Consider the following 24721-nt stretch of genomic DNA (forward strand, 5'->3'; position numbering starts at 1 on the left):
GCTCTTTTTTTTCACAATTTCTTTGAAAATTCAAAAGTTATCCACAGTTTTTATATTTGTAATTTTACAATCACCTAAATATAAGTACAGAAATGAATTAAAATGTTACAAAATTACGATTATTTTTTTATTTATAGTATACAGGAGAATAATATAAGAATCTTTTAAAACACAAAAAGATGGAGTATATTTACTACAAAAATATAATAAAAAATAATCTAATGGAAATAATATGAAATAAGTGAATAATAAATTTTGAAAATTAGCTTATTTGTTTTATAATGATAGAATAGGGATGATGAAATCAGAATTATAGAGTTGAGCAAATATTTTATTTTAAGTAGGAGCGATGGGATGTCTGAAATCAAAGGGAAAGTAGACAGTGTTATTTTCCAAAATGAAGAAAATGGGTATACAGTAGCAAAAATTCATTATGATAAAGATTTGGTTACTGTAACAGGAATTATACCCTTTATTCAGGAAGGAATAGACTTAAAGATAAGCGGTGAATGGTTTGTGCATCCACAGTTTGGAGAACAGTTTAAGGTGAAATCTTGTGAGCAAATTCTTCCAAGTACAGAAGAGAGTATAGAAAAATATTTATCTTCTGGAATTATAGCTGGCATTGGACCTGTTACAGCAAAAAAAATAGTTAAGCATTTTGGAGAAAAAACTCTTGAGATAATGGATACTGACATAAATAAGATAAAAGAAATAGAAGGAATAGGCAAGAAGAAAGCACAGAAAATTGCGGATTCATATTCACAGCAATCAGAAATTAGAAATATAATGATATTCTTTCAAACCTACGGATTATCAGTGAATCAATGTGTTAAAATACATAAAAAGTATGGGTCAGAAGCTGTTAATCAAGTAAAGGAAAATCCATATATTTTAATTGAAGATATATCCCGTATTGGCTTCAAAACCGCAGACAAAATAGCTAGAAACTTGGGGATTGACGCGGAATCAACGTTTAGGATACAAAGTGGAATTCTTTTTTCAATTAATCAATTTTGCTTAAAAGGGAATACTTATGTTCCACTTGAAATATTAATAGAAGAAGCAGCAAGTATACTTCAAGTAGATAGGGATTTAGTATATAAAAATATTATTGAGACTGCATCTATAGGTAAAATAAAAATTGAGAATATCGATGGAGAAGAAGCGGTTTTTTCAATTCCATTTCTACATAGTGAGATTGCGGTTACATTAAAAATGCTTACATTAGCAACAGATGAATATGAAGATATAGAAATAAATATAGAACAAGAAATAAAAGATTTTGAAGAACACAATAGTATAGAATTTGCGCCTATTCAGAGGGAGGCAATTACGGGTGCATTCAAAAATGGGGTTGAAGTCATAACAGGCGGACCTGGTACAGGTAAAACTACCATAATAAAATGTATTACTGAAATATTTGAAAATGCTAGTATGACAGTTTTTATGGCAGCGCCTACAGGTAGAGCAGCAAAAAGAATGAGTGAGGCCACTAGCAAAGAAGCTAAAACTATACATAGACTATTGGAAATTGGATTTAAAAATGAAGAAAGCTACGAGTTCGTTAAAGGCGATGAAGATCCACTTCAATGTGATGTTTTGATAGTAGATGAAGCTTCTATGATAGATATTTTATTAATGAAAGATCTTCTTAAAGCACTTTCAAAAGGAACTAGATTAATAATTGTGGGGGATGCAGATCAATTACCTTCAGTAGGTCCGGGTAATGTACTTAGTGATATTATTCATAGTGAAAGTGTGAAGGTTGTTAAGTTAACAGAAATATTTAGGCAAGCTAAAGAAAGTATGATTGTTGTTAATGCTCATAAAATTAATAGTAGTGAAATTCCATTAATGAATACAAAAGACACTGATTTTTTCTTCTTAAATGGAGAAGGCCATGATAATACTTTGCAGACTATTTTAGACTTAGTAATAAAAAGACTGCCTACTTTTAAAAAAGATATAGATAAAATAAAAGATATTCAAATACTAACGCCTATGAGAAAAGGCATACTTGGAACAAATAATTTAAATTTAAGGCTTCAAGAAATATTGAATCCTAAAAGCCAAGAAAAAAGAGAAAAAGAATTTAGAAACACCCTTTTTAGAGAAGGGGACAAAGTAATGCAGATAAAAAATAATTACTCTTTAAAGTGGAAATCAGTTGATTTTGAGGATGAGGGTGTAGGAGTATTCAATGGAGATATTGGATACATTAAAGAGATAAACGATGATAGTGTTACTATTTTGTTTGATGATGACAGAAAGGTTATTTATGAGAATGTTTTTGTTGATGAACTAGAACTTGCCTATGCAATGACTATTCATAAAAGCCAGGGAAGTGAATTCCCTATTGTGGTTATGCCTATGTTTATGGGCCCACCAATGCTTATGAATAAAAATCTTCTTTATACGGGAATAACTAGAGCTAAGAAAATGGTTATTTTGGTTGGTGAGAAAAAAGCTTTACATTTTATGATTAAAAATAATAATATTATTGAAAGATACAGTGGACTTTGCTATAGGATTAAAAGTACAATTAATGCATTCGATTAGGGGATATGGTGATTATTTTATGGATTTATTAAAAACAGAGATCAGTAAAAAAACACATCAAGTCAGTGAAAAAATTTATATGTGGAGTAAAGGAAATGAAAGATTTTTAAATGTAATTTCTCCTCCATATAATTCTTCTTATATTTTGCTTAAGACAGTTCTTTACGCTATAAGCGAAAAGAAAAATATTCTTTATGTAACAAATGAGAATATAAAAGAAAATGATATACTAATTTCTATTAAAAAATATGTGACCTATGAAAATTGTCCGTTTTTGAATGGAGAACAAAAACAAAATTTATCTAATTTTAATGTATGCAATATTGAAAAAATGAGCAGATTAAAGGATAAATATGATTTGATTATTTTTAATTGTATAAGAAGTTTTATTGATGTTAATAATGAAAATATGGCACTGAATTTATTGAATCTAATAAATAAAAAAGGTAAAATAATAGCTTATCATTTTGAAAAGATATTTAAGTATTCACGTGAAATCGTATTTCCTTTAAAAGATAATGGAAATATCTTAATTGAACCAATTTTTTTTAAAACAAAGATAAACTTGAAAACAGATATACCACAATTAGCTTATGAGCATATTAACTGGTCTTTAGAGATGAATAACAAGGTTATTGTTTATGTACCTCATAAAGAAAATATTTCAGATGTGAAAAACTATCTTAGAAATTATTTCAAAGATAAGAGTAGAGTAGTTAGTTGTTTTAATATTTTTCAAAATAATAGTAAATTTGAAAAAATGGAAAAGGCTATACTTGTAACCAATAGATTTAGAGAAGATTGCTTTAATATTGATAATATTAATATCATGGTTTTGAATGCTAATAGTAGAAATATTAATTATAAGGATATAGTATATATGTGTGGTAGGGTAAGCAATAAAGAGAAAGGAAATAAAGGTGAAGTAGTGCTTTTGGCAAAAAGTGATAACTTAGAAATTGATAAAGCTAAAAGTATTATAAGAAACTTAAATAAATCAGTATGGGATATGAAGTTGCTAAAAGTTTAAAATATTATTTAGATTGCTTTTTGAATTTGATATATTTTGGTAGTTCAGAGTGCGTTATTTGTGGTAGTGAAACAGAAGATTTGTGTATTTGCAATCGTTGTTTTAATAAAGTTTATTATTGCAAAGAACCTTTTGTTATAGACTTGCATGGTATTGAAATTTATTGTTATAGTGCTTGTTATTATTCTGGAGTAATGAAGGAATTAGTAACTTTATTAAAGTTCTATTCGAGCTTTAATGTTATAGAAGTTATTCAGATATATTGTATAAATACTATTAAAAATTTTGGATTGGAATTTGATTTGATAACTTTTGTGCCAGCTACAAAAGAAAGCAGAAAAAAAAGAGGTTTTAATCAAAGTGAACTTTTAGCAAAAGCTATATCTAAGAAGTTAGGAATAAAAGCTACGAGTTTATTAGAAAGGATAGATATAAAAAAGGATCAGATTGGGCTAGGTAAAGCAGAAAGATGGGAAAACATAAAAAAATCTTTTGCAATAAAAGAAAATATGGATTTTGAAATTGTTAAGAATAAAAGGGTAATTATAATTGATGATGTTATAACCACTGGAGCCACTAGTTTTTATTGTGCAGAGAAATTGTTTGAAATGGGAGCGAGTGAAGTTATAGTATTAACTGCTGCTAGGGGTAGACTTTAGACCCTACATTTCTATTATAGCATATTTACCCAAAAATTTCACAGAAGATTGTGACTATTAAAAGGCTGATTTAGAGAGTAAATAAGTATATGTGGATATAGGTTAATTAAAACCTTTAATTTACCCTATTTCTGAGGTTTGTTATTAGGTTTATTTAATATTAAAATAGGAACATAAATAAAAATTTAAGTACTTAAGCGAGAGGGGCTGACTTTATGAAAACAACAGTGATAGGTAAAAACATAGCAATAACAGAAGGGCTTAGAGATGCGGTAGACAGGAAGTTATCGAAACTAGATAAATACTTTAAACCTGAAATAGAAGCTAATGTGACCCTTGGAGTTCAAAAAAATAGACATATACTAGAAGTAACTATTCCTTTTAATGGTGTTATATTAAGAGTAGAAGAATCAAATGAGGATATGTATGTAGCTTTAGATATTATTACAGATAAATTGGTAAGACAAGTAAGAAAGCAAAAAACTAAACTAGAAAGAAGAAGATATATAGATGATTCATTAAGATATCAAAGTTTTACTAATGTGAAACCAGAGGAAGAAGAAGATGGAAAGATAGTTAGAACAAAAAGATTTGCCATGAAACCAATGGTAAATGAAGAAGCAATCCTTCAAATGGAATTGTTAGGTCATAATTTCTTTGTTTATATGAATGCTGATACAGATGAGGTAAATGTTTTATATAAAAGAAAAGATGGAAACTATGGATTGATTGAACCAGAATTTTAATTGAGACGAGTAACTTTCAATGTGCAATTGTCAATTGTCAATTAGAAATTTGCAATTAAGGTTGATTTTGTTTCACAAAATCTTTGGATTTATATATAAGAGAGCGGAGGCTCTCTTTTTTTGCATCTTGATTTAACATTAAAGATTCACGACGAAAGGAGAAAATTATCATTAATTGCAAATTGCACATTGAAAATTGCAAATTAAGGTTGAAGTTGTCTTGGTAAATATAATTATGTATTTATTGTAGAATAAAATTTACATATATTTCATAAACAAAGGCTTATGAAAGGTTCTTTTTTATTGAAGGGTAATTTTATTGGTGGTATAATGAGAAAGTATAGTTAAAAGCAGAAAAAATATGGAGAGGTCGATATAATGAAACTATTTGAGAAACTATTTGGAAGCTATAGTGGTAGAGAATTAAAAAAATTAGAGGGAACTATAAATAAAATTAATTCTCTAGAAAGTGAAATGAAAAAACTTTCAGATTCTGATCTAAGATTAAAAACAGATGAATTTAAAGAAAGACTTAAAAAGGGAGAAACTTTAGAAAATATATTGGAAGAAGCATTTGCCGTTGTAAGAGAGGCTTCTGTAAGAACACTTGGGCTAAGACATTATGATGTTCAGCTTATGGGTGGAATTGTGCTTCATCAAGGTAGAATTGCAGAAATGAAAACTGGTGAAGGTAAAACACTAGTAGCAACTTTAGCTGCTTATCTTAACGCATTAGAAGAAAAAGGAGTACATATTATTACAGTAAATGATTATTTAGCTAGTAGAGATGCTGAGGAAATGGGAGAACTTTATGAGTTCCTTGGACTTAAGACTGGTGTTATAATCCATGGATTAACAAAAGATGAGAGAAGAGACGCATATAATAGTGACATAACATATGGAACAAATAATGAATTTGGATTTGATTACTTAAGAGATAATATGGTTATTTATAAAGAAGAAAGAGTTCAAAAGGAACTTAATTTTTGTATTGTCGATGAAGTTGACTCTATTTTAATTGACGAAGCTAGAACACCACTTATTATTTCTGGTGCGGGAAGTAAATCCACAGATTTATATAAGGTTGCAGATTATTTTGCAAAAACACTTGCAGAAGAGGATATTACTAAGGATGAAAAAACTAATTCTGTAATTTTAACAGAGACGGGTATAGAAAAAGCAGAAAAATATTTTCATGTAGATAACTATGCGGATGCTAAAAATATGGAAATACAACATCATGTAGTGCAAGCGCTAAAAGGTAATTTCATGATGAAAAAAGATATAGATTATATGATGAAAGATGGAGAAGTTATAATCGTAGATGAATTTACAGGAAGACTTATGGAAGGAAGAAGATATAGCGATGGTCTTCATCAAGCAATAGAAGCTAAGGAAAATGTTGAAATCAGAAAAGAATCCAAAACTTTAGCCACTATAACTTTCCAAAATTACTTTAGAATGTACACAAAATTATCAGGAATGACAGGTACTGCGGCAACAGAGGAAGAAGAATTCAGAGAAATATATGGATTAGATGTAATTGTAGTACCAACAAATGAACCAATTGCAAGAGAAGATGCATCTGATCTTGTTTATAAATCTGAAAAGGGTAAATTTAGAGCTATAGTAGAAGAAATATCTGAAACTCATAAAAAAGGGCAACCTGCTTTAGTAGGTACTATAAGTATTGAAAACTCTGAAAAATTGTCAAGTATGCTTAAGAAAAAGGGTATCCCACATAGTGTCTTGAATGCTAAATATCATGAACAAGAAGCGGAAATTATATCTCATGCAGGTGAAAAAGGAAATGTAATTATTGCTACTAATATGGCAGGTCGTGGTACGGATATTAAACTTAATGACGAAGTTAAAGCACTTGGTGGATTAAAGGTTATTGGTACTGAAAGACATGAATCAAGACGTATAGATAATCAATTAAGAGGGCGTTCAGGTCGTCAAGGAGACCTTGGATATTCAAGATTTTATGTTTCTTTAGAAGACGACCTTATGAGAATATTTGCTCCTGAAAGATTTATGGGAATGGTTGATAAATTAGGATTTACTGAAGATGATGCAATAGAGAGTAAGATGGTTAGTAATGCAATAGAAAATGCACAGAAAAAAGTAGAAGGAAATAACTTTGATATAAGAAAAAATGTACTTCAATATGATGATGTAATGAACCAGCAAAGAGAAATTATTTACAATCAAAGGTCTTCTGTACTTGAAGGAACAGATTTGAAACAGCAAGTAGAAGATATGATTCAAGAAGTAATATTTACAACTGTAGGCTCACATTATTCCGGAATTCTTGAAACTAAAGAAGAAGACTTAAATAAGTTAATAGCTTATTTGGAAGAAATATGTATACCTAGAAATATGGTAAAATATGATGATATAAAAGATTTGGAAATAGATGCAATTAAAGATAAGTTCTTTAATACAGCAATTAAAGTATATAGTCAAAAAGAAACTCAATATACACCTGAACAAATGAGAGAAGTTGAAAGGGTAATACTGCTTAAAGTTGTTGATACTAAATGGATGGCTCATATTGATGATATGGGACATTTGAAAAGAGGAATTGGACTTCGTGCATATAGACAACAAGACCCAGTTCAAGCTTATCAGTTTGAAGGAAGTGAAATGTTTGATGCTATGATTTATAGTATTAAATTAGATACAGTTAAATACTTATTCCATGTTCAAATAAGAGGAGAAGCTCCAAAGAGAGAAAGAGTAGCTAAAGAAACTTCAACTAACCAAACAGATGGAACTACAAAAAAAGAGCCTAAAAAAAGAACAGAAGAAAAAATAGGTAGAAATGATCCATGTCCTTGTGGAAGTGGAAAGAAATATAAGCAGTGTTGTGGAAGAAACGCATAGTATCAATGCACAATGCACAATTCACAATGCACAATTAAAAGATTAAAAGATTAAAAGATTAAAAGATTAAAAGATTAAAAGATTAAAAGAGTAAAGTATTAAAGTATTGAAATTAAGATTAATATGAGAGAGTTTTAAAATATATTGTGTAGAGTAAGAGATTTGAAATATAATTAGTTGTTTGTAGTTTGCAATGAAGAAAGATTCTCGACTTTAAGTTGAGAATCTTTGAATTAATTAAAGATTTTCTGACCAAAGGGAAGAAAATCCTCCTTAATTGTGCATTGTGCATCGTGCATTGTGCATTAATTAAAGAAACTAAAACTATATATTATAATAAAAACTATTTATAAAGAATAAAAGTATAATTATTAAGACAAAAAGGGTGTGATAATATGATGCAGCTTGATGTGTTTTTAGAGAAGCTTGCGGAATTGAGAAAAGATTTATATGAAGTGAGTGTTTCACTTTGACATAGTAGGATTGAAGCTTAGAATAAGTGAACTTGATATGAAAATGCAAGGGCCTAATTTTTGGGACGATATAGAAAAAGCTCAGATAGTAAGTCAAGAATCTAAGGGTCTTAAGGATAGATTGCTAAACTTTAACAATACAAAAGACAAATTTGAAGAAATTGAAGTTATGATAGAATTATCTAAAGAAGAAGAGGATGCTTCCTACTTTGATGATATTAAGACAGGACTGCAGGAATTAGAAAAAGAATTAAGTGATTTTAAGATTCAATTATTATTATCTGGTGATTATGATAAAAATAATGCTATAATAACTTTTCATGCTGGGGCAGGTGGAACAGATGCTCAAGATTGGACTGAAATGCTTATAAGAATGTATACAAGATGGGCAGCTAATCAAGGATATTCAGTTTCTACTTTAGACTTTTTGCCAGGTGATGATGCGGGAGTAAAAAGTTGTTCATTGAAGATTGAAGGAGAATTTGCCTATGGATATCTAAAAAGCGAAAAGGGAATCCATAGATTGGTTAGAATTTCACCTTTTAATGCAAATGGTAAAAGACAAACTTCTTTTGCGTCAGTGGAGATTTTACCCGAGCTTACAGAAAGCCAAGATATAGAAATTAAACAGGACGATTTAAAAATAGATACTTATAGAGCTTCAGGTGCTGGAGGCCAGCATATTAATAAAACTGACTCAGCAGTAAGGATTACCCATATTCCAACTGGCATAGTAGTTCAATGTCAAACCCAAAGAAGTCAACATCATAATAAAGATACAGCTTTAAATATGCTTAAGGCAAAACTTGCTGAATTGAAAGAAAGACAACATAAAGAAAGAATAGAAGATTTAACTGGTGACCTAATGGACAATGGTTGGGGAAGCCAAATCAGATCCTATGTATTTCATCCATATAATATGGTTAAAGACCATAGAACTAATGCAGAAACAGGTAATGTTAATGCAGTGATGGATGGGGAGATTGATATGTTTATGAAAGAATATCTTAGATATTCTTCTAAGTAGAAAAGATTTTAAGGAGCGATATTATGAATAAATGGAATTTAAAAATTAGTTTATTTATCATAATAATCTTATTAGGGCTTTTGGTATTTCAACATCAAAAATATATAGCGGAAAAAGGAAATCTAGATACAATAACATTAGTTGAGATACAATTAACTTTAGAGTCAATTGTATACGAGTATGAAAAGGAGACGTTAACTCCTGAAAGGTTTGAAGTATATCAAGGCAAATTAATAACTTTATCACGCTTCTGTGGAGAATCAGATAATTTAAATGAATTACAAATATATCTAGATAGAATTATTACATTTGATGACCTCGATGATAAGATAATTTTACAGTTTACAAATATAGAAGAGAAATTAAATGAATTTAATCAATTAGTTTATTCAGTAAACAGGAATGAACATGGTGGAAGAGCGTATAGGCTTTTAAAAAATAAAGATGTAAGAGAGAATATTATAGATAGTTTTACATTTGTAAATAATCACTAAGCTTATTTAGTTCAACAAAAATGTTAAAAGAACGATAATCATTAGATTTTGTATAACGATTATCGTTTTATATTGTGAATTATAAATGGGGTTAATATAATTGTAATGAACAAATTTAGTTAATTATTAAAAATTTCTTAAAAATTATATGTATAGGACTACATTTATTGACTATAATTAATGAATAGTGATAGAATACTACTGACCGACTGTTCGGTCGAAAAACAAAAATGAGGAGCAATAATTATATGAGCAAAATATCGGAATACAGTGTTAAGAAACCAGTCACAATAATTATGGCAGTATTAATTGTTATAATATTAGGGGTTGTATCACTTATAAATACGACTACCGCATTATTACCAAGTTTTAATTTACCATATGCAGTTGTTTCAACAACTTATATAGGGGCAAGTCCTGAAGAGGTTGAACTTATAGTTACAAAATCAATAGAAAATTCAATGGCTACTGTAAGTAATATTGAAAATATACAGTCAGTATCTCAAGAAAATATGTCTATGGTTATTTTAGAATTTAATGAAGATGCTAATATGGATTCAGCTTTAATAGAAATGAGAGAGAATCTAGATATGGTAACTTCTTATATGCCAGAGGAAGTTGGAAATCCTATGGTTATAAAGGTTAATCCAGATATGATGCCTATTATGAATTTTTCTATGGCATTAGAAGGTAAAAACACAGCAGAGACTAGTACTTGGGTAGATACGATTTTACCTAGAATTGAAAGAATTCCTGGTGTTGCATCAGTTTCATTAATGGGTGATGCTGAAGAAGAAATAAGAATAAGCTTAAATGAAGATAAGATAAAAAAAGTTAATGAAGACATGAAAAAATTAGCGTTAGAAAAAGCAAAAGAGCAGTTTATAGAAGCTGCTGTAGCGCAAGGTATGTCAGAAGAAATGGCAGAAACTATGTCACCAACTGAGATTCCATTCCCAGAAATAGAAATAACTAAAGAGATGGTTTCAGGTGTATTAAAAGGACAAAATTTCAATATGCCAGCAGGTTATATTAAGGATGAAGGAACGGATTATCTTGTAAGGACTGGAGATAAATTAGAAGACGTTGAAGCAATAGAAGAATTACCTATTTTGTCTACAGAATTAATGACAGCAACAATAGAAGATGTTGCTGATATAGAGATTATAAATGCAAGTGAAAACTCTTATGCGAAAGTAAATGGCGAAGATTCCATTATGATTTCTATTCAAAAACAAAATAATGCAGTTACAACAGAAGTTGCTCATGCAGTAGAAGATGAAATTGCAAAAATATTGGATGAATATGAAGGTTCAGAATCTGTAATGCTTATGAATCAAGCGGAATATATTGATATGTCAATAAAATCAATTACAAACAATCTTCTTTATGGTGCATTACTTGCGATTATTGTTTTGATTTTATTCTTAAGAGATTTAAAACCTACATTTATAATTGCACTTGCAATTCCAATTAGTGTAATGACAGCATTTATTATGATGTATTTTGCAGGAATATCTTTGAATATTATTTCTATGGGTGGTTTGGCCTTAGGAATAGGGATGCTTGTAGATAACTCTATTGTTGTAATAGAAAATATATACAGAATGAGAAATGATGGAGTAGGGGCTGTAGAGGCAGCATTAAAGGGATCAACTCAAGTAGCGGGTGCAATAGTTGCATCAACACTTACAACTATATCAGTATTTATACCGGTAGTATTTATGGAAGGTTTTACAGCACAGATATTTATGGAAATGGCTTTAACTATAACATTTTCATTAATTGCTAGTTTGGTAATTGCTCTTTCATTAGTACCTATGATGGCATCTAAAATGATGTCAAAACCTCAAAAAGAAAGAGAACACAAAGTTTTAGATAAAGTAAAAATTGGATATACAAAAGCACTTAAATTTTCACTTAAACATGGAATTTTAGTAATGCTAGTAGTTTTTGTTTTGTTTGGAGCAAGTATATATGGTGCATATTCAAATGGAGCAGAATTATTCCCAGAGTCTGATCAAGGGCAAATAAGCGTGCAAGTTAATATGCCAAAAGGAACAGAATTTAAAAAAACTGCTGAGGCTGTTGATGAGGTAAGTGAGTCTATAGCTGATATAGCTGGCGTTGAAAATGTTAGTTACTACTTAAGCGAAGAAGCAAGTGTTCAGGCATTATTTACTGGCGGTGGTAGTAATGCTGCTACAATTAATATTTTGCTAGATGATGATAGACAAAAGACAACTAAGGAAATAGCTCAAGATATAAGAGAAAAAACAGATGAACTTGGCTATGAAGTTGTTGTTAGTGAACAGGCAATGGATTTGTCTGCAATGGCTAGTTCAGGTATTTCAATTGAAATAAAAGGAGCAGAATTAGATACTCTTGAAAAAATTGCACTTGATATAACTAGCATAGTTGAAAAAGAAGAAGGAACAACAGAAATTGATAGTGGAGTTAGTAAAACTTCTCCAGAACTTAAAATAGAAATAGATAGAGAGAAGAGTATTGAAAAGGGATTAACTACAGCACAGGTTTTTGCACAAGTTAGAGAACTCATAGGAGCAGAAGATAAAACTTCTACATTATCAGTTAATGGATTAGAAAGAGATATTTATGTTTATGGAACAGAGAAGGAAGAAGTAGTAATTGACATTGAGACAATAAAAAATTTAGAACTAGAATCTCCAATTTCTGAGGAATTAGTAAAAATAGAAGATATAGCTAAAATTGATACTCAATCAGGTTTTGCTAAAATTAATAGAGATAATCAAAGTAGAGCGATAACAATAACTTCAGCTATTGAGGATGGTTACAATGTTAAATTGGTAGGAGCTGAGATAGAAAATAAAATAGCTGAGTATGAGGTGCCAGAAGGATATACTGTTGAATTTAAAGGTGAAACAGCGGACATTGAAAAGTCAATGGGTGACCTTATGAAAGCTTTATTATTAGCTCTTGTATTAATCTATATGATTATGGCATCGCAATTCCAATCACTTATTTTCCCATTGATTGTAATGTTCAGTATTCCTTTAGCATTTACAGGTGGGTTCTTAGCCTTACTAATGACAAATACGCCTATAAGTATGATCTCTTTTGTTGGATTGATTATTCTTGCGGGGATAGTAGTAAACAATGGTATAGTTCTTGTGGATTATATTAATCAATTAGTAGGAGAAGGTAAACCACTTCAAGAAGCTATTGTTGAAGCTGGTAATACAAGACTTAGACCTATTATAATGACAGCGCTAACTACCATTTTAGCTTTAGTTACAATGGCTATCGGAGTAGGTGAAGGTTCTGAAATGATGCAACCAATGGCTATAACAGCTATAGGAGGATTAATCTACGCAACTATTCTTACCCTTGTTGTTGTACCAGTTATGTATAAAGGATTTTATAAATTAAGAAGAAAATAACTGGAAAAAGGGAGCTGTTTTGATTATGAAGAGTAAGAAAAAAGCAATATTTGAAGCAGTGTTAGAGCTTGTAAATGAAAATGGAGTAAATTCAAGTATTAAAATTGCGGATATTGCCCAAAAAGCAGGTATAGGAAAAGGGACGGTTTACGAGTATTTTAAGAGTAAGGATGAGATACTCGTGGAGTCACTTAAATATTTAATGCAAGATATATCAGATAGAATCTTACTAGATGATAAAATAGAAGGATTATGTTTTAAGGAAGATTTAATTTATCATATTAGAAAAATATTAGAAATTATGAAAGAAAATAATTGTGTTTATGCTCTTTTCTTTTCATATAATATTGGGAGTATGGCTGATAATAATTTGAAAATGGAAATTTTTCAGCAAGTTCAATTTATGAAAATGAAATACCTAGAAGGTTTTTCGGCAATTATTGATAAAGGTTTAGTAGAAGATATTTTATCTAAAAAAATACAACCTTTTAATATGATGGCAGCAAATAATCTATTGTTCTCGGAAATTATTCAATTTTCAAATAAAGGTTCTTTTTCAGAAGAAATGACAGAAGAAGAGTTTATAAATAAATTGTATGATTTAGTAGTTAAGATTTTAGAATAAGTTATATAAATCGATCGGTTATAGGTACCGGTCGATTTTTGTTCGTAAATATATAATTTATTATGATGTACTTTATTAATGAGTTTTGAAGTATAGAGCTAGTCCGATTACTAAACCACTTATGAAAAAAAATACGATTACTCTTAGAAGCATTCTCATGTTTTTGAGAATATTAACAATATCAATACATTTAATTATTCTTTTGGAACTGTTTATAATAGTACCTCCTTAATTTGTAAAAATAATAAAGCTTTATATTTATGAAAATATAAGATGTAAAGTACATCTCATTAGTATGAAAAATACAGAAATAATTGGAATTAATATTACGACTATTATAATAAGCAGTTTTTTTATTGTTTTATTTTTAGCATCAACAAGTAATTGCAGCAGAATGACGAATATAATCGCAAGTAACCAAGTTGTAATAGCAAAAAATTCAGGCATTAGGATTCTCCTTTATGAGTGTTAATATCGCTTCTGCAATAATTTTCTTCTAATAATAATATATATTATTAATACCATTATTAAAGTTAAAATTGTAATTAGCACAGAATCTTTCATTTTATTCGAGTAAAAAATACCCCCTAATATTAATAAAATTCCGGATAAAATATAAAATATGCTGTCAAGTATAATCATTTTTCTTTTATCTATAATAATATACTTTCGCTCAAGTCGTGTATAGTATCTATTCATTGATGGATATTTATTAAATATTAATGTAACTAATCCTAGAATAACGAATAAAATTCCTATAAATACATATTGCATAGTAATCAATCCTTTCTAACTTAGTTTGGTAAATATATAGCTTAATTACTATATGATCAAATATAGTAGATACTGTAAATATTTCAATAAGAATAAACAAACTAGCTCTATCAAGAGTTCATAAAAATGTTTAACAATCTAGCATTTATGGTAAAATATTATTTAAGAGGTGAATGATATGGATAAGGAATTCAATGTAACAGGGACCTGTATACCAGAAATGCATTATATGGTAGATACAAAAAATAAATTAGAGAATGTTATGGAACTGATAAGAAAAGGTAAATACTTTACTATAAATAGACCAAGGCAATATGGGAAAACAACTTCCTTTTATATGATAGAGAGAGAGCTTCAAGACAGTGAAGAATATTTGATTATATCAATTAGCTTTGAAGGAATTAGTACTGAAAGTTATAAGAAGGAAGAGACTTTTATTCAAGGATTTATTAATCAAATAGAGAGATACGCTTTTTTTAAGAAACTAGATTTTATTACTCAATTAATTGAAGAAAAAGAGGTAGCTGGTTTAAAAGATACTGATAAATTTATTACAGATTTATGTTCTAATTATAATAAAAAAATTATATTAATGATAGATGAAGTTGATAAAAGTAGTAACAATCAATTGTTTTTAGATTTTTTAGCTATGCTTAGAAATAAATATTTATTAAGAAATAGAGGGTTAGATTATACTTTTCATTCAGTAATTTTAGCCGGAGTACACGATGTAAAGAGTTTGAAATTAAAGTTGAGACCTGGCGAAGAAGAAAAGTACAATAGTCCTTGGAATATAGCTACTGATTTTGAAGTAGATATGAGCTTTTCACCTGTAGAAATAAAGACCATGTTGGATGATTATGTTGAAAACACAGATGTAAAGCTAGATAAAGAGTATTTTTCAAATAGACTTTATTATTATACATCGGGGTATCCATTTTTAGTGAGTAAACTATGTAAAATAATAGATGATAAAATAATGATTAAAGATGATTTGGTTTGGGAAAAAGAATATATGGATAGGGCTGTTAAATTACTATTAAATCAGAGCAATACAAACTTTGATTCCCTTATAAAAAATATTGAGAATAACAAGGAACTTTATAGTTTTGTAGAAAGAATAATATTAGATGGAGAAAATATGATTTATGTTAATAGCGATAAAATAATTAATATAGGCACAATATATGGAATATTAAAGAATGAAGATAATGTGTGCAAAGTTCACAATAAAATATATGAACAACTTCTTTATCAACATATGATGATAAAAGTAGTAAGAAAAGATAAAAATAGTGTAATGTCTCAGTATAATTTTAAATCATTCTTTATAAATGAGGACGGAACTTTAGATGTTAAAAAAATCCTTGTGAAATTCCAAGAATTTATGAAGCATGAACGCTCAAAAAAGCGTATGGATTTTCTTGAAGCAGATGCTCGACTTGTTTTTTTAGCCTTTATAAGTCCAATAATTAATGGAAAAGGCTTTGCTTTTAAAGAAGTACAAGGAGCAGAAGAGAGACGATTTGATATAGTACTTACTTATGAAGATAAAATGTACATAATAGAGCTTAAAAAATGGTATGGAGAAAAATATCATAAAAGAGGGCTTATGCAACTTGGGGAATATTTAGATCAATATGGACTTGATGAAGGATACTTGTTGATATTTGATTTTAGGAAAGAAAAGAATTTGGTTAAAGAAGCAAGGGAAGAAATTATTGAGATTAAAGGGAAAGAAAAAAGAATAGTTCAGGTGTTTTGTTAATGAAAAGCTCAAGCAAAAGGTATTGTCAATACATTTGATGGTGGAATTTATCATAAATAACTTATTTAAAAGCAGCTCAATAGGAGCTGCTTTGTTTGAAGAAAGCTATTTTTGTTTTTTATTAAGTTTAATATTACCTGAGATACCATTACCTGTACCACCTATAATTCCAACGATAATGTAGAATAATATTCTAGGAACTTTAAGAACATCTAAACTTAGGATACCTAGTAATAATATAATTAGTAATGTTATGAATATAAAGAAGGATGCTTGCCATTTTTGTTTTATTGGTAATTTTGCACTGATTTTTTTTGTTAAGTTATACTTTTTATCAGCTTTTATGTAAATAATTTGAGTTATCATTAATGAAACGAAAAAAGGTATAATTGTTTCCAGTAAACTAGTCATTTTTTTGCACCGCCTTTCTTTTAATAATAAATTATAGTATTGTATGTAATAATTATTTAGTCCTCATCTTGTTAGTTATACTAATACCAAGGCCACCTAAAATCCCAACTAATATAAAAAACATTATAGTAGGAATTTGGAAGAGAAAAATATTTAGTAAACCCAGTATTGCTATAATTATCAAGGTAATAAAAGAACAAAAGGATGCTTTGTTTTCTTTTTTTATAGATAGTTTTGAACTTATTTTGTCTGTGATATTATGTTTTTCATCAACTTTTGAGAAAATAGTCTGACTCAATGTTAATGACAATAACATTGGGAATATTGTATAAAAAATATTAGTCATCTTTGAGACACCTTCTTTTAAATACTATAGTATCAAAGACTATAAATTTTGTAAATACTTCAATAGCAAAAGCCAATTGATTAAACAAACATTATAGAAGTTTAATTAAATGGCTTTAATATTTGTTATCTGTTTGATTTTTTTATTATAACTAATAAAACTAAAATTAAACTTAAAGCTAATGCTGAAGTATAGAATATATCATTATAGTAAAAAATAAATGGATTCCCCCCAAAAGCGAAGTTTATAACTTCCTCAGAGGTTATATTAAAACACCTCTGGATTGAATCAGGGTTTATATATTCTACATCGTCATCAGGTGTATGGATTTTGCTCATATCGCTATCACAGAAAGTATAAGCGTCGATACTATTTTGTCTAAAAGCTATGTGATCTGATGAGTTTTGGGCTAGAAATAAGTAGGGTATATCCATTTCATTACAAGCATCTATAGTCGAACTTATAAATGGGGTTCTATCAGTATCACTTTGTAATGCCATAATTCCAAGAGGAGTTCCTTTGCTACCTCCTATCATATCGAAATTTATAGCTTTTCCATTTTTGATTTCATCTAAATATTTTGTGACAAATTTATCTGAACCTATACAACCAAATTCTTCTGCATTGAAACCTACAAAGATAATATCCCTTTCTGGTTTTCCGTAGCTTTTAATCACATCAGCAAGCTCAAGAAGGAAGGACGTTCCAGAGGCGTTATCGAGGGCTCCGTTGTACACATTATTATTTAAATCAGAGCCAACATGATCAAAATGGGCTGTTAAAATTAATGGAGCTAAATTACTATTAGAACCCTCTATCATACCAATAACATTAGAAACTTCTGTATCGGAAACATTATAGGGTATATTACATTTTATAGAATACCCACCTGTTATATAAGATTTTAATTCTTCTAAAGTTTTAGAAGTAACCATTATGCACATACTAAAGTCAGAAGAAGCTATGAATGATGAACGAAAATTTAATTTGTCATTTTCTAAAGAGTGGATAAGAAAATAATCCATATCTTTTTTGAATTGTATATTTGTATCCTGTATGTACATTTTATTATTTTTGTCTAATTGGAATTCGTTTTTTCTAAAACTAAGCATATCCTCTTTATAATCTTCACAATATTCGTATGTCTTAATTGTTTCACAACTTGAATTTTGTACAGATAAATTTGGTTCTCCATCGACTTTTACAGGGTATTTTACTAAAAAAGATTGATTATAACTTTCATGAAAGGGAAGTAAACCTTTGTCCTCAAATTGTAGTTCAAGGAATTTTTGTACTTCTCTATTTTCTATACTGCCCGCTAGCCTGCCATTAAAATAATCAGATGAAAGATATTCAATATTATTTAATACAGAATTGGTATCGAAAGGTTTTATACTAAGTTTAGCTATATAACTGAAGCTTAACATAAAAAGTATAAAACATATTATTATTCTTTTAAATTGATTAATCATAGAAAAACTCCTTTGGGTTTTTAATAGGAAAATATTTATATTAATGATATTGATTATGTAATAATATTAATGCACAATGCACAATGCACAATGCACAATTAAGGATGAAATTTTTTAGCGAGCTAAAAAATTTCTTTAATTATTTTAGAGATTAATTAAAATCAAATGGAGTTAATGTTTTAATTGTTTTATAAATTAAAGATTTTCTGACCAAAGGGAAGAAAACCATCAACAATTGTGCATTGTAAATTGTGCATTGTGCATTTTGTATTTTGTATTTTGTATTTGTTCTTTGCATTTTCTTTTTCTTTATAATAATTCTATGTATCAAGAACTATAGTTATGAGTATGTTATTGGACATTTAGTGCTATTTGGTATAAAATAGGAAAGGCAAATTATTTATAAGGATGTGGATAAAATGGATTTAATAATAAAAAAACTAGTAGTTGAATTTAATGTTGAAGCTTGGCAAATTAAAAATGTTATAGAACTTTTAGACGAAGGAAATACTATTCCTTTTATAGCAAGATACAGAAAAGAAAAAACAGGGAAGCTTGATGACGAAATTTTAAGAAATTTATATGAAAGACTTACATATTTAAAAAATCTTAAGGCTAGAAAAGAAGATGTAATTAGAATAATTGATGAACAGGGTAAATTGACAGAAGAATTGAAGCTTAAGATTGAAAAAGCTGAAATTATGACAGAAGTAGAGGATTTATATAGACCTTATAAGCAAAAGAAGAGAACAAGAGCCACTATTGCTGTAGAAAAAGGGTTAAAACCATTAGCAGAAGCCATTTGGCAAGGTGATTTCCAGGGAAATATAGAAGAATTTGCGATAGAATTTATTAACGAAGAAAAAGAAGTAAATTCAGTAGAGGAAGCTTTAAAGGGGGCAAAAGACATAATTGCAGAAATTATTTCTGATGAAGCTACCTTTAGAAAATGGATAAGAGATTTTGTAAATAGAACAGGTAAGATAACTTCATCAGGGAGCAGCGATGAACCAACTCCATATGAGATGTATTATGAATATGAAGAAGCTGTAGCAAAAATCCCTTCACATAGAATACTAGCTATTAATAGAGGTGAAAAAGAGAAGGTATTATCAGCAAAAGTAATTGATGATATGGATAAAATATTAAATTATCTTATTACAAATTGTAAAAAAGGTAATGAAATAACGGATAAATACATAGAAGAAGCAGCTACTGATTCTTTAAAAAGATTAATTTATCCTTCTATAGAAAGAGAAATAAGAGGAGAATTAAGTGATAGAGGAGAAGAAGGGGCTATTGGGATATTCAAAGCTAACCTTAAAGCCTTATTAATGCAACCACCTATTAAAGGAAAGGTTGTAATGGGCTATGACCCTGGTTTTAGAACAGGATGTAAAATAGCAGTTCTTGATGAAACAGGTAAGCTATTAGATTTCGCTACAATATACGCTACAGCGCCACAAAATGACGTAGAAGGTTCAGTTAAGAGAATGAAAGAACTTATATATAAGCATAATGTAGAGGTTATTTCTTTAGGAAATGGAACAGCTTCTAGAGAATCAGAAGAAATAATTGCTAAAATGATTTCAGAAATTAAAAAAGAAAAAAATATGGATATTTCATATGTTATTGTATCAGAGGCAGGAGCTTCAGTTTATTCAGCATCTAAATTAGCGACGAAAGAATATCCTAATCTAGATGTATCTATAAGAGGGGCTATTTCTATAGCAAGAAGATTACAAGACCCTCTTGCAGAGCTTGTTAAAATTGATCCAAAATCTATAGGGGTAGGACAATACCAACATGATGTTACACAGAAAAAGTTAGATGAATCATTGACAGGGGTAGTAGAGGATGCAGTTAACTCTGTTGGTGTAGATTTAAATACAGCAACACCGTCATTACTTCAATATATTTCAGGGATTTCTTCTGCAATAGCAGATAATATAGTTGCTTATAGAGAAGAAAAGGGTAAGTTTAAAAATAGAAAAGAGATTTTGAAGGTAAAAAGACTTGGACCAAAAGCATACGAGCAATGTGCTGGGTTTTTAAGGGTACCTGAAAGTAAAGAATTACTTGATAATACTTCTGTCCATCCTGAATCATATGAAGCTGCAAAATCTCTTTTAAATACTTTAGGATATGAAGAAAGTCAAATTGGTGAAAAAGAGATAATGGGGATAAGTAAAAAAGCAGAAGTTGAAGGAATTGAAAATATAGCAGAAAAACTAGTTGTAGGTGTTCCAACTCTTCAAGATATTATTAAAGAATTAATGAAACCAGGTAGAGACCCAAGAGAAGATTTACCAAAGCCAATACTTAAAAAGGGAGTAATTGAAATAAATCAATTAAAGCCAGGTATGGTTTTGACTGGTACAGTAAGAAATGTTGCTGATTTTGGTGCCTTTGTTGATATTGGAGTTCACCAAGATGGACTTGTACATATTAGTCAGTTAGCTGATAGATATGTAAAACATCCTCTTGATATTGTAAATGTTGGAGATATTGTTCAGGTAAGCATTTTGAGTGTAGATGAAAAGAGAAATAGAATTTCACTTTCTATGAAAGATGTTAATAATGAAACTTATTAACTTATAATGTGCAATTTGCAATTGGCAATTTGCAATTGATGTTGATTTTGCTACGCAAAATCTTTGAATTAATAATTGAACATTGCACACTGCAAATTGCAAATTAGATTTTACAAAGAAGGCTTGCAATTATAAATACAGGGTGCTATAATACATATATAATTAAATAAAAGTTATTTATTACTTCAGGGCAGGGTGAAATTCCCGACCGGCGGTTATAGTCCGCGAACCTTAGGGTTGACTTGGTGAGATTCCAAGACCGACAGTAAAGTCTGGATGGAAGAATGTATAGATAATTGCTTTTCGCAATTATGTCCTGGTGTTTTTCATCAGGACTTTTTTATTTTAAAAAGATAAAATTAATAAAAAATTGTGAAAAAGTGATATATACACCGTCCTTCTTAATATTTAGATAAATTATTTAAACTATAAATTTGTATATATTTAAAACTCATAAATTTATTGAGAATTTGGATAAGTATGAATTCAGTTTATGTAAAGTTTATCTTAACTTGAAGAAAAACTAGGAGGGTACAAATTATGAGAGATTTAAAATTAGCAAGACTTGTAAAAATTTCATTATTATCTGTTATGGCTTTTTTATTAATGTTTATCGATGTTCCGTTACCGATATTTCCATCGTTTTTAAAAATTGATATTGGTGATATGCCAGCTTTGATAGGAGCATTTGCATTAGGACCAGTAGCTGGAGTTATTATTGAACTATTAAAAAATATTCTAATACTTGTATTAAAAGGAACATCAAGTGGATTTGTAGGAGAACTTGCAAACTTTCTTGTAGGATCTATTTTAGTACTAACTGCAGGATATATTTATAAGGTTAAGAAAACTAAGAAAAGTGCAATTATTGGATTGTTTGTAGGGGCAGTTGTAATGTCTGTTGCAGCTTCGATATTGAATTATTATGTATTTTTACCTTTATATGCAATTGTATTTAAAATGCCAGTAGATGCCTTTGTTGCTATGGGTACAGCAATAAATCCTAATATTAATGATTTGAAAGATTTGATTATTCTTTCAATACTACCATTTAATTTAGTTAAAGGCGTAATTGTAGCAGCTATAACATTCCCAGTTTACAAGTCAGTTTCAGGATATCTTCAAAGTGAAGAACTTGTAACTCAGAAAAAGAAAAAAGCAGTAGTAAAATAGAAATGCACAATATAAGAGCAATGCACAATATAAGAGCAATGCACAATGTACAATACACAATGCACAATTGTGGATGATTTTGCTGGGGCAAAATCTTTTAATTAATTAAAACAATAAAACAATAAAAAAATAAGAGAGGCAGTATCTGAATTTGTAAGTACATATATTCAGATACTGCCTTGTTTAGATATTTTAGATTTTAAATTTAAAATAAAGATTTTCTGACCAAAGGGAAGAAAATCATCAATAATTGTAAATTGAACATTGCAAATTGCATTTGAAAAATAATAAAAGTACTAGGCTTTGCCTAGTACTTTTATTATTTTTCAAATGAAGTTCTCTTCCACATTATTATCGCATCATCATCTTTATAGTAATTTTTTCTTAATCCTTCTTCTTTAAAACCAAAGCTTTTGTATAGATTAATTGCAGGCATGTTTTTGGATCTTACTTCTAGAGTATATGAATTTATATTTAGCTTATTGGTAGTAGCTATTGATTTTTGAATAAGTTTACTTCCAATTTTTAGTCGTCGAAATTCAGGATGAACTGCTACACTTGTAATATGGGCTTCATCTAAAATCAGCCAAAGGCCTATGTAACCAACTAAAATATTATCATAAAAAGCAGCAAAATATTTGGTAAATTTAGAATCTAGTTCATCGTGAACTGTAGTTATACTCCACTTATCTTTAAAACATAGGTGATTAATTTTAACAATATCCTCTGCAAACTCTTGATTTATTTCTTTGATTTCAAGTTTACACATTTAATTCACCGTGTTTTTTCGCATATTCTCTTTCAGCTTGAGATTTTCTAAGGTAAATAGGCGAAATTGTAAATAAGTCATCTTCGTTGCCATTTTTTAGTTCTTCTAAAGCTAACTCAGCTAAAGACGAAGCTCTTACAGTATTTAAATGAATAGGCGCAAAAGATATATTATTCATTTTAGAAGATAAAGTATCTTTATATTTAGCAACTCCATCTCCGATAAAGGTTATTTTTTTCTTTGTGTAGTTAGTATTTATGTAATCTATCAATTCATCTATATTATAATGGGATACATCCATTAAACTTACTAATTTATTATTTTCAAATTTATATAGGCAAGTAAAAACATTTTCTCTTAGGGCATCTAATATTGGACATATTATACCTTCGGTGTAGGCGAGGTTATATGCAAGTGCATCTAATGAAGAAATAGCTTTTAAAGGCTTGTTAGTTCCTTGTGATAATCCTTTAATGGTTGCCATACCAATTCTAAGTCCGGTGAATGAACCAGGTCCTAAAGATACACCAAAGCCATCAATATCGGTTATAGAAAGATTTAAATTCTTAAGTAGAAGATCAATCTGATTCATAAGTACTACAGAATGTTGTTTTTTATCATTGTATATTACTTCACCTAATAGTTTACCTTCATCCACAATTGCACAAGTTGCTGATGCGGTTGAGGAATCTACAGCCATTATCTTCATAATTTTAACTCCTTTATATAATCATAGCTATCACTAGTATACTCGATTTTTATTCTTCTAAAAGTATCTCCAAGTTCGGGAATTTTATCTAGATATATATTTATTCTTTCTTTAGGTAAAATATCTTCTATATAATTAGCCCATTCTACTACACTAACAGCATCACTAAAAATATATTCATCAAAACCAATAGCCTCAATTTCATCAGGGTCATTGACTCTATATACATCAAAATGGTTAAATCTAAGTCTTCCTTCATATTCATTTACGATTGTAAAGGTAGGGCTAGTTATGTGCTCGTCTATTTCAAGACCTAAAGCTATACCTTTAGTAATATGGGTTTTACCTGTTCCTAAATCACCAATAAGGCAAAATACATCACCTTTATTAGCTAGTTTACCTAATTGAAGTCCAATATCTAAAGTTTTTTCGACTCTATCTACTATAAATTCCATAATAAAAACTCCTTTAATTGTGCATTGTGCATTGTGCACCGTGCATTAATCTTTTCAATTAATACTCCCTTAGTATTTTACTCTAACATTAATAAAAAATAAAGGACTGTATATGTTTTTGTTATAAAATTATATAGAATATATTAAAAAATTATACGAAAATATATTTAACCGCTTGCATAGGTGAAAAAAATATGATATAATAAGTTTCGTTGCATAGGGGTATGGCTCAATTGGTAGAGTAGTGGTCTCCAAAACCATTGGTTCCGGGTTCGAGTCCTGGTGCCCCTGCCATGTAAAATCCAGTAATCGTAAAGATTACT

18 protein-coding genes, 1 tRNA gene and 1 riboswitch are annotated in these 24721 nt (G+C 29.1%); of the genes, 13 read left to right on the plus strand and 6 right to left on the minus strand.

The features are described from left to right. Positions 1–354 precede the first annotated feature (354 nt). The 10 genes from recD2 (at position 355) to ACVHXK_RS15975 (ending at position 16469) form a co-directional block, all read left to right on the plus strand. The gene (gene recD2, locus ACVHXK_RS15930) at positions 355–2562 is read left to right on the plus strand and encodes an SF1B family DNA helicase RecD2 (RefSeq protein WP_461207406.1); all 2208 of its coding nucleotides are present in this window, start codon (positions 355–357) and stop codon (positions 2560–2562) included. A 19-nt stretch (positions 2563–2581) separates the two neighbouring features. Further along, a complete protein-coding gene (locus ACVHXK_RS15935; RefSeq protein ID WP_461207407.1) occupies positions 2582–3592 on the plus strand; it encodes a hypothetical protein in 1011 nt (336 codons plus the stop codon). A gap of 20 nt (positions 3593–3612) precedes the next feature. After that, positions 3613–4251, plus strand: coding sequence for a ComF family protein (locus tag ACVHXK_RS15940; RefSeq protein WP_461207408.1), 639 nt, complete (start codon positions 3613–3615; stop codon positions 4249–4251). Between the two features lie 215 nt (positions 4252–4466). Continuing rightward, a complete protein-coding gene (hpf, locus tag ACVHXK_RS15945; protein ID WP_461207409.1) occupies positions 4467–4997 on the plus strand; it encodes a ribosome hibernation-promoting factor, HPF/YfiA family in 531 nt (176 codons plus the stop codon). A 378-nt stretch (positions 4998–5375) separates the two neighbouring features. After that, positions 5376–7886, plus strand: coding sequence for a preprotein translocase subunit SecA (gene secA, locus ACVHXK_RS15950; RefSeq protein WP_461207410.1), 2511 nt, complete (start codon positions 5376–5378; stop codon positions 7884–7886). Positions 7887–8281: 395 nt separating this feature from the next. Further along, positions 8282–9386, plus strand: a protein-coding gene (gene prfB, locus ACVHXK_RS15955) for a peptide chain release factor 2 (RefSeq protein WP_461207411.1) whose coding sequence is annotated in 2 segments (ribosomal slippage) — positions 8282–8356 and positions 8358–9386 — 1104 coding nt in all. Because the reading frame shifts where the segments join, the coding sequence is not laid out codon by codon here. Between the two features lie 23 nt (positions 9387–9409). After that, complete coding sequence (locus ACVHXK_RS15960) at positions 9410–9880, plus strand: hypothetical protein (protein ID WP_461207412.1); 471 nt, start codon at positions 9410–9412, stop codon at positions 9878–9880. Positions 9881–10128: 248 nt separating this feature from the next. Then, positions 10129–13302: an efflux RND transporter permease subunit gene (locus ACVHXK_RS15965; protein ID WP_461207413.1), complete on the plus strand. Its 3174-nt coding sequence runs from the start codon at positions 10129–10131 to the stop codon at positions 13300–13302. Between the two features lie 25 nt (positions 13303–13327). After that, on the plus strand, positions 13328–13927 hold the full coding sequence (locus tag ACVHXK_RS15970; RefSeq protein ID WP_461207414.1) for a TetR/AcrR family transcriptional regulator: 600 nt from the start codon (positions 13328–13330) through the stop codon (positions 13925–13927). A gap of 952 nt (positions 13928–14879) precedes the next feature. Beyond that, a complete protein-coding gene (locus tag ACVHXK_RS15975) occupies positions 14880–16469 on the plus strand; it encodes an AAA family ATPase (RefSeq protein WP_461207415.1) in 1590 nt (529 codons plus the stop codon). Positions 16470–16574: 105 nt separating this feature from the next. Here the strand turns inward: ACVHXK_RS15975 and ACVHXK_RS15980 are convergent, their stop codons facing one another. From ACVHXK_RS15980 to ACVHXK_RS15990, 3 genes are all read right to left on the minus strand, one after another. Continuing rightward, positions 16575–16880 (minus strand): hypothetical protein, encoded by a 306-nt coding sequence (locus ACVHXK_RS15980; protein ID WP_461207416.1) that lies wholly within the window; start codon positions 16878–16880, stop codon positions 16575–16577. 52 nt (positions 16881–16932) lie between these two features. After that, positions 16933–17226, minus strand: coding sequence for a hypothetical protein (locus tag ACVHXK_RS15985; RefSeq protein ID WP_461207417.1), 294 nt, complete (start codon positions 17224–17226; stop codon positions 16933–16935). A gap of 125 nt (positions 17227–17351) precedes the next feature. Then, positions 17352–18698 carry a M28 family metallopeptidase gene (locus tag ACVHXK_RS15990; protein ID WP_461207418.1) on the minus strand — a complete coding sequence of 449 codons (1347 nt, stop codon included), beginning with the start codon at positions 18696–18698 and terminating at the stop codon, positions 17352–17354. Between the two features lie 419 nt (positions 18699–19117). Between ACVHXK_RS15990 and ACVHXK_RS15995 the strand changes: the two genes are divergently transcribed. Together ACVHXK_RS15995 and ACVHXK_RS16000 are read left to right on the plus strand one after the other, a co-directional pair. Beyond that, a complete protein-coding gene (locus tag ACVHXK_RS15995) occupies positions 19118–21292 on the plus strand; it encodes a Tex family protein (protein ID WP_461207419.1) in 2175 nt (724 codons plus the stop codon). 178 nt (positions 21293–21470) lie between these two features. After that, positions 21471–21584, plus strand: a riboswitch (FMN riboswitch). Between the two features lie 248 nt (positions 21585–21832). Next, complete coding sequence (locus tag ACVHXK_RS16000; protein WP_461207420.1) at positions 21833–22465, plus strand: ECF transporter S component; 633 nt, start codon at positions 21833–21835, stop codon at positions 22463–22465. Between the two features lie 319 nt (positions 22466–22784). On the opposite strand, the gene rimI is transcribed toward ACVHXK_RS16000, so the two are convergent. From rimI to tsaE, 3 genes are read right to left on the minus strand one after another with little or no spacing between them, the layout of a single operon-like run. Continuing rightward, on the minus strand, positions 22785–23234 hold the full coding sequence (rimI, locus tag ACVHXK_RS16005) for a ribosomal protein S18-alanine N-acetyltransferase (RefSeq protein WP_461207421.1): 450 nt from the start codon (positions 23232–23234) through the stop codon (positions 22785–22787). Further along, a complete protein-coding gene (tsaB, locus tag ACVHXK_RS16010) occupies positions 23227–23943 on the minus strand; it encodes a tRNA (adenosine(37)-N6)-threonylcarbamoyltransferase complex dimerization subunit type 1 TsaB (RefSeq protein ID WP_461207422.1) in 717 nt (238 codons plus the stop codon). Before tsaB ends, rimI begins: the two co-directional genes overlap by 8 nt. Then, positions 23940–24398 carry a tRNA (adenosine(37)-N6)-threonylcarbamoyltransferase complex ATPase subunit type 1 TsaE gene (gene tsaE, locus ACVHXK_RS16015; RefSeq protein ID WP_461207423.1) on the minus strand — a complete coding sequence of 153 codons (459 nt, stop codon included), beginning with the start codon at positions 24396–24398 and terminating at the stop codon, positions 23940–23942. The genes tsaB and tsaE overlap by 4 nt, the downstream gene beginning before the upstream one ends. A gap of 218 nt (positions 24399–24616) precedes the next feature. On the opposite strand from tsaE, the gene ACVHXK_RS16020 reads away from it, so the two are divergent. After that, positions 24617–24692, plus strand: a tRNA-Trp gene (locus ACVHXK_RS16020). The last annotated feature ends 29 nt before the right edge of the window (positions 24693–24721 follow it).

This window comes from Clostridium sp. DL1XJH146 (assembly GCF_054819755.1).

Excerpts from the sequence above, each read along its gene's own strand:
- recD2 (WP_461207406.1), top strand. The coding sequence starts at position 355 with ATGTCTGAAATCAAAGGGAAAGTAGACAGTGTTATTTTCCAAAATGAA.
- ACVHXK_RS15935 (WP_461207407.1), top strand. The coding sequence starts at position 2,582 with ATGGATTTATTAAAAACAGAGATCAGTAAAAAAACACATCAAGTCAGT.
- hpf (WP_461207409.1), top strand. The coding sequence starts at position 4,467 with ATGAAAACAACAGTGATAGGTAAAAACATAGCAATAACAGAAGGGCTT.
- secA (WP_461207410.1), top strand. The coding sequence starts at position 5,376 with ATGAAACTATTTGAGAAACTATTTGGAAGCTATAGTGGTAGAGAATTA.
- ACVHXK_RS15960 (WP_461207412.1), top strand. The coding sequence starts at position 9,410 with ATGAATAAATGGAATTTAAAAATTAGTTTATTTATCATAATAATCTTA.
- ACVHXK_RS15965 (WP_461207413.1), top strand. The coding sequence starts at position 10,129 with ATGAGCAAAATATCGGAATACAGTGTTAAGAAACCAGTCACAATAATT.
- ACVHXK_RS15970 (WP_461207414.1), top strand. The coding sequence starts at position 13,328 with ATGAAGAGTAAGAAAAAAGCAATATTTGAAGCAGTGTTAGAGCTTGTA.
- ACVHXK_RS15975 (WP_461207415.1), top strand. The coding sequence starts at position 14,880 with ATGGATAAGGAATTCAATGTAACAGGGACCTGTATACCAGAAATGCAT.
- ACVHXK_RS15980 (WP_461207416.1), bottom strand. The coding sequence starts at position 16,880 with ATGACTAGTTTACTGGAAACAATTATACCTTTTTTCGTTTCATTAATG.
- ACVHXK_RS15985 (WP_461207417.1), bottom strand. The coding sequence starts at position 17,226 with ATGACTAATATTTTTTATACAATATTCCCAATGTTATTGTCATTAACA.
- ACVHXK_RS15990 (WP_461207418.1), bottom strand. The coding sequence starts at position 18,698 with ATGATTAATCAATTTAAAAGAATAATAATATGTTTTATACTTTTTATG.
- ACVHXK_RS15995 (WP_461207419.1), top strand. The coding sequence starts at position 19,118 with ATGGATTTAATAATAAAAAAACTAGTAGTTGAATTTAATGTTGAAGCT.
- ACVHXK_RS16000 (WP_461207420.1), top strand. The coding sequence starts at position 21,833 with ATGAGAGATTTAAAATTAGCAAGACTTGTAAAAATTTCATTATTATCT.
- rimI (WP_461207421.1), bottom strand. The coding sequence starts at position 23,234 with ATGTGTAAACTTGAAATCAAAGAAATAAATCAAGAGTTTGCAGAGGAT.
- tsaB (WP_461207422.1), bottom strand. The coding sequence starts at position 23,943 with ATGAAGATAATGGCTGTAGATTCCTCAACCGCATCAGCAACTTGTGCA.
- tsaE (WP_461207423.1), bottom strand. The coding sequence starts at position 24,398 with ATGGAATTTATAGTAGATAGAGTCGAAAAAACTTTAGATATTGGACTT.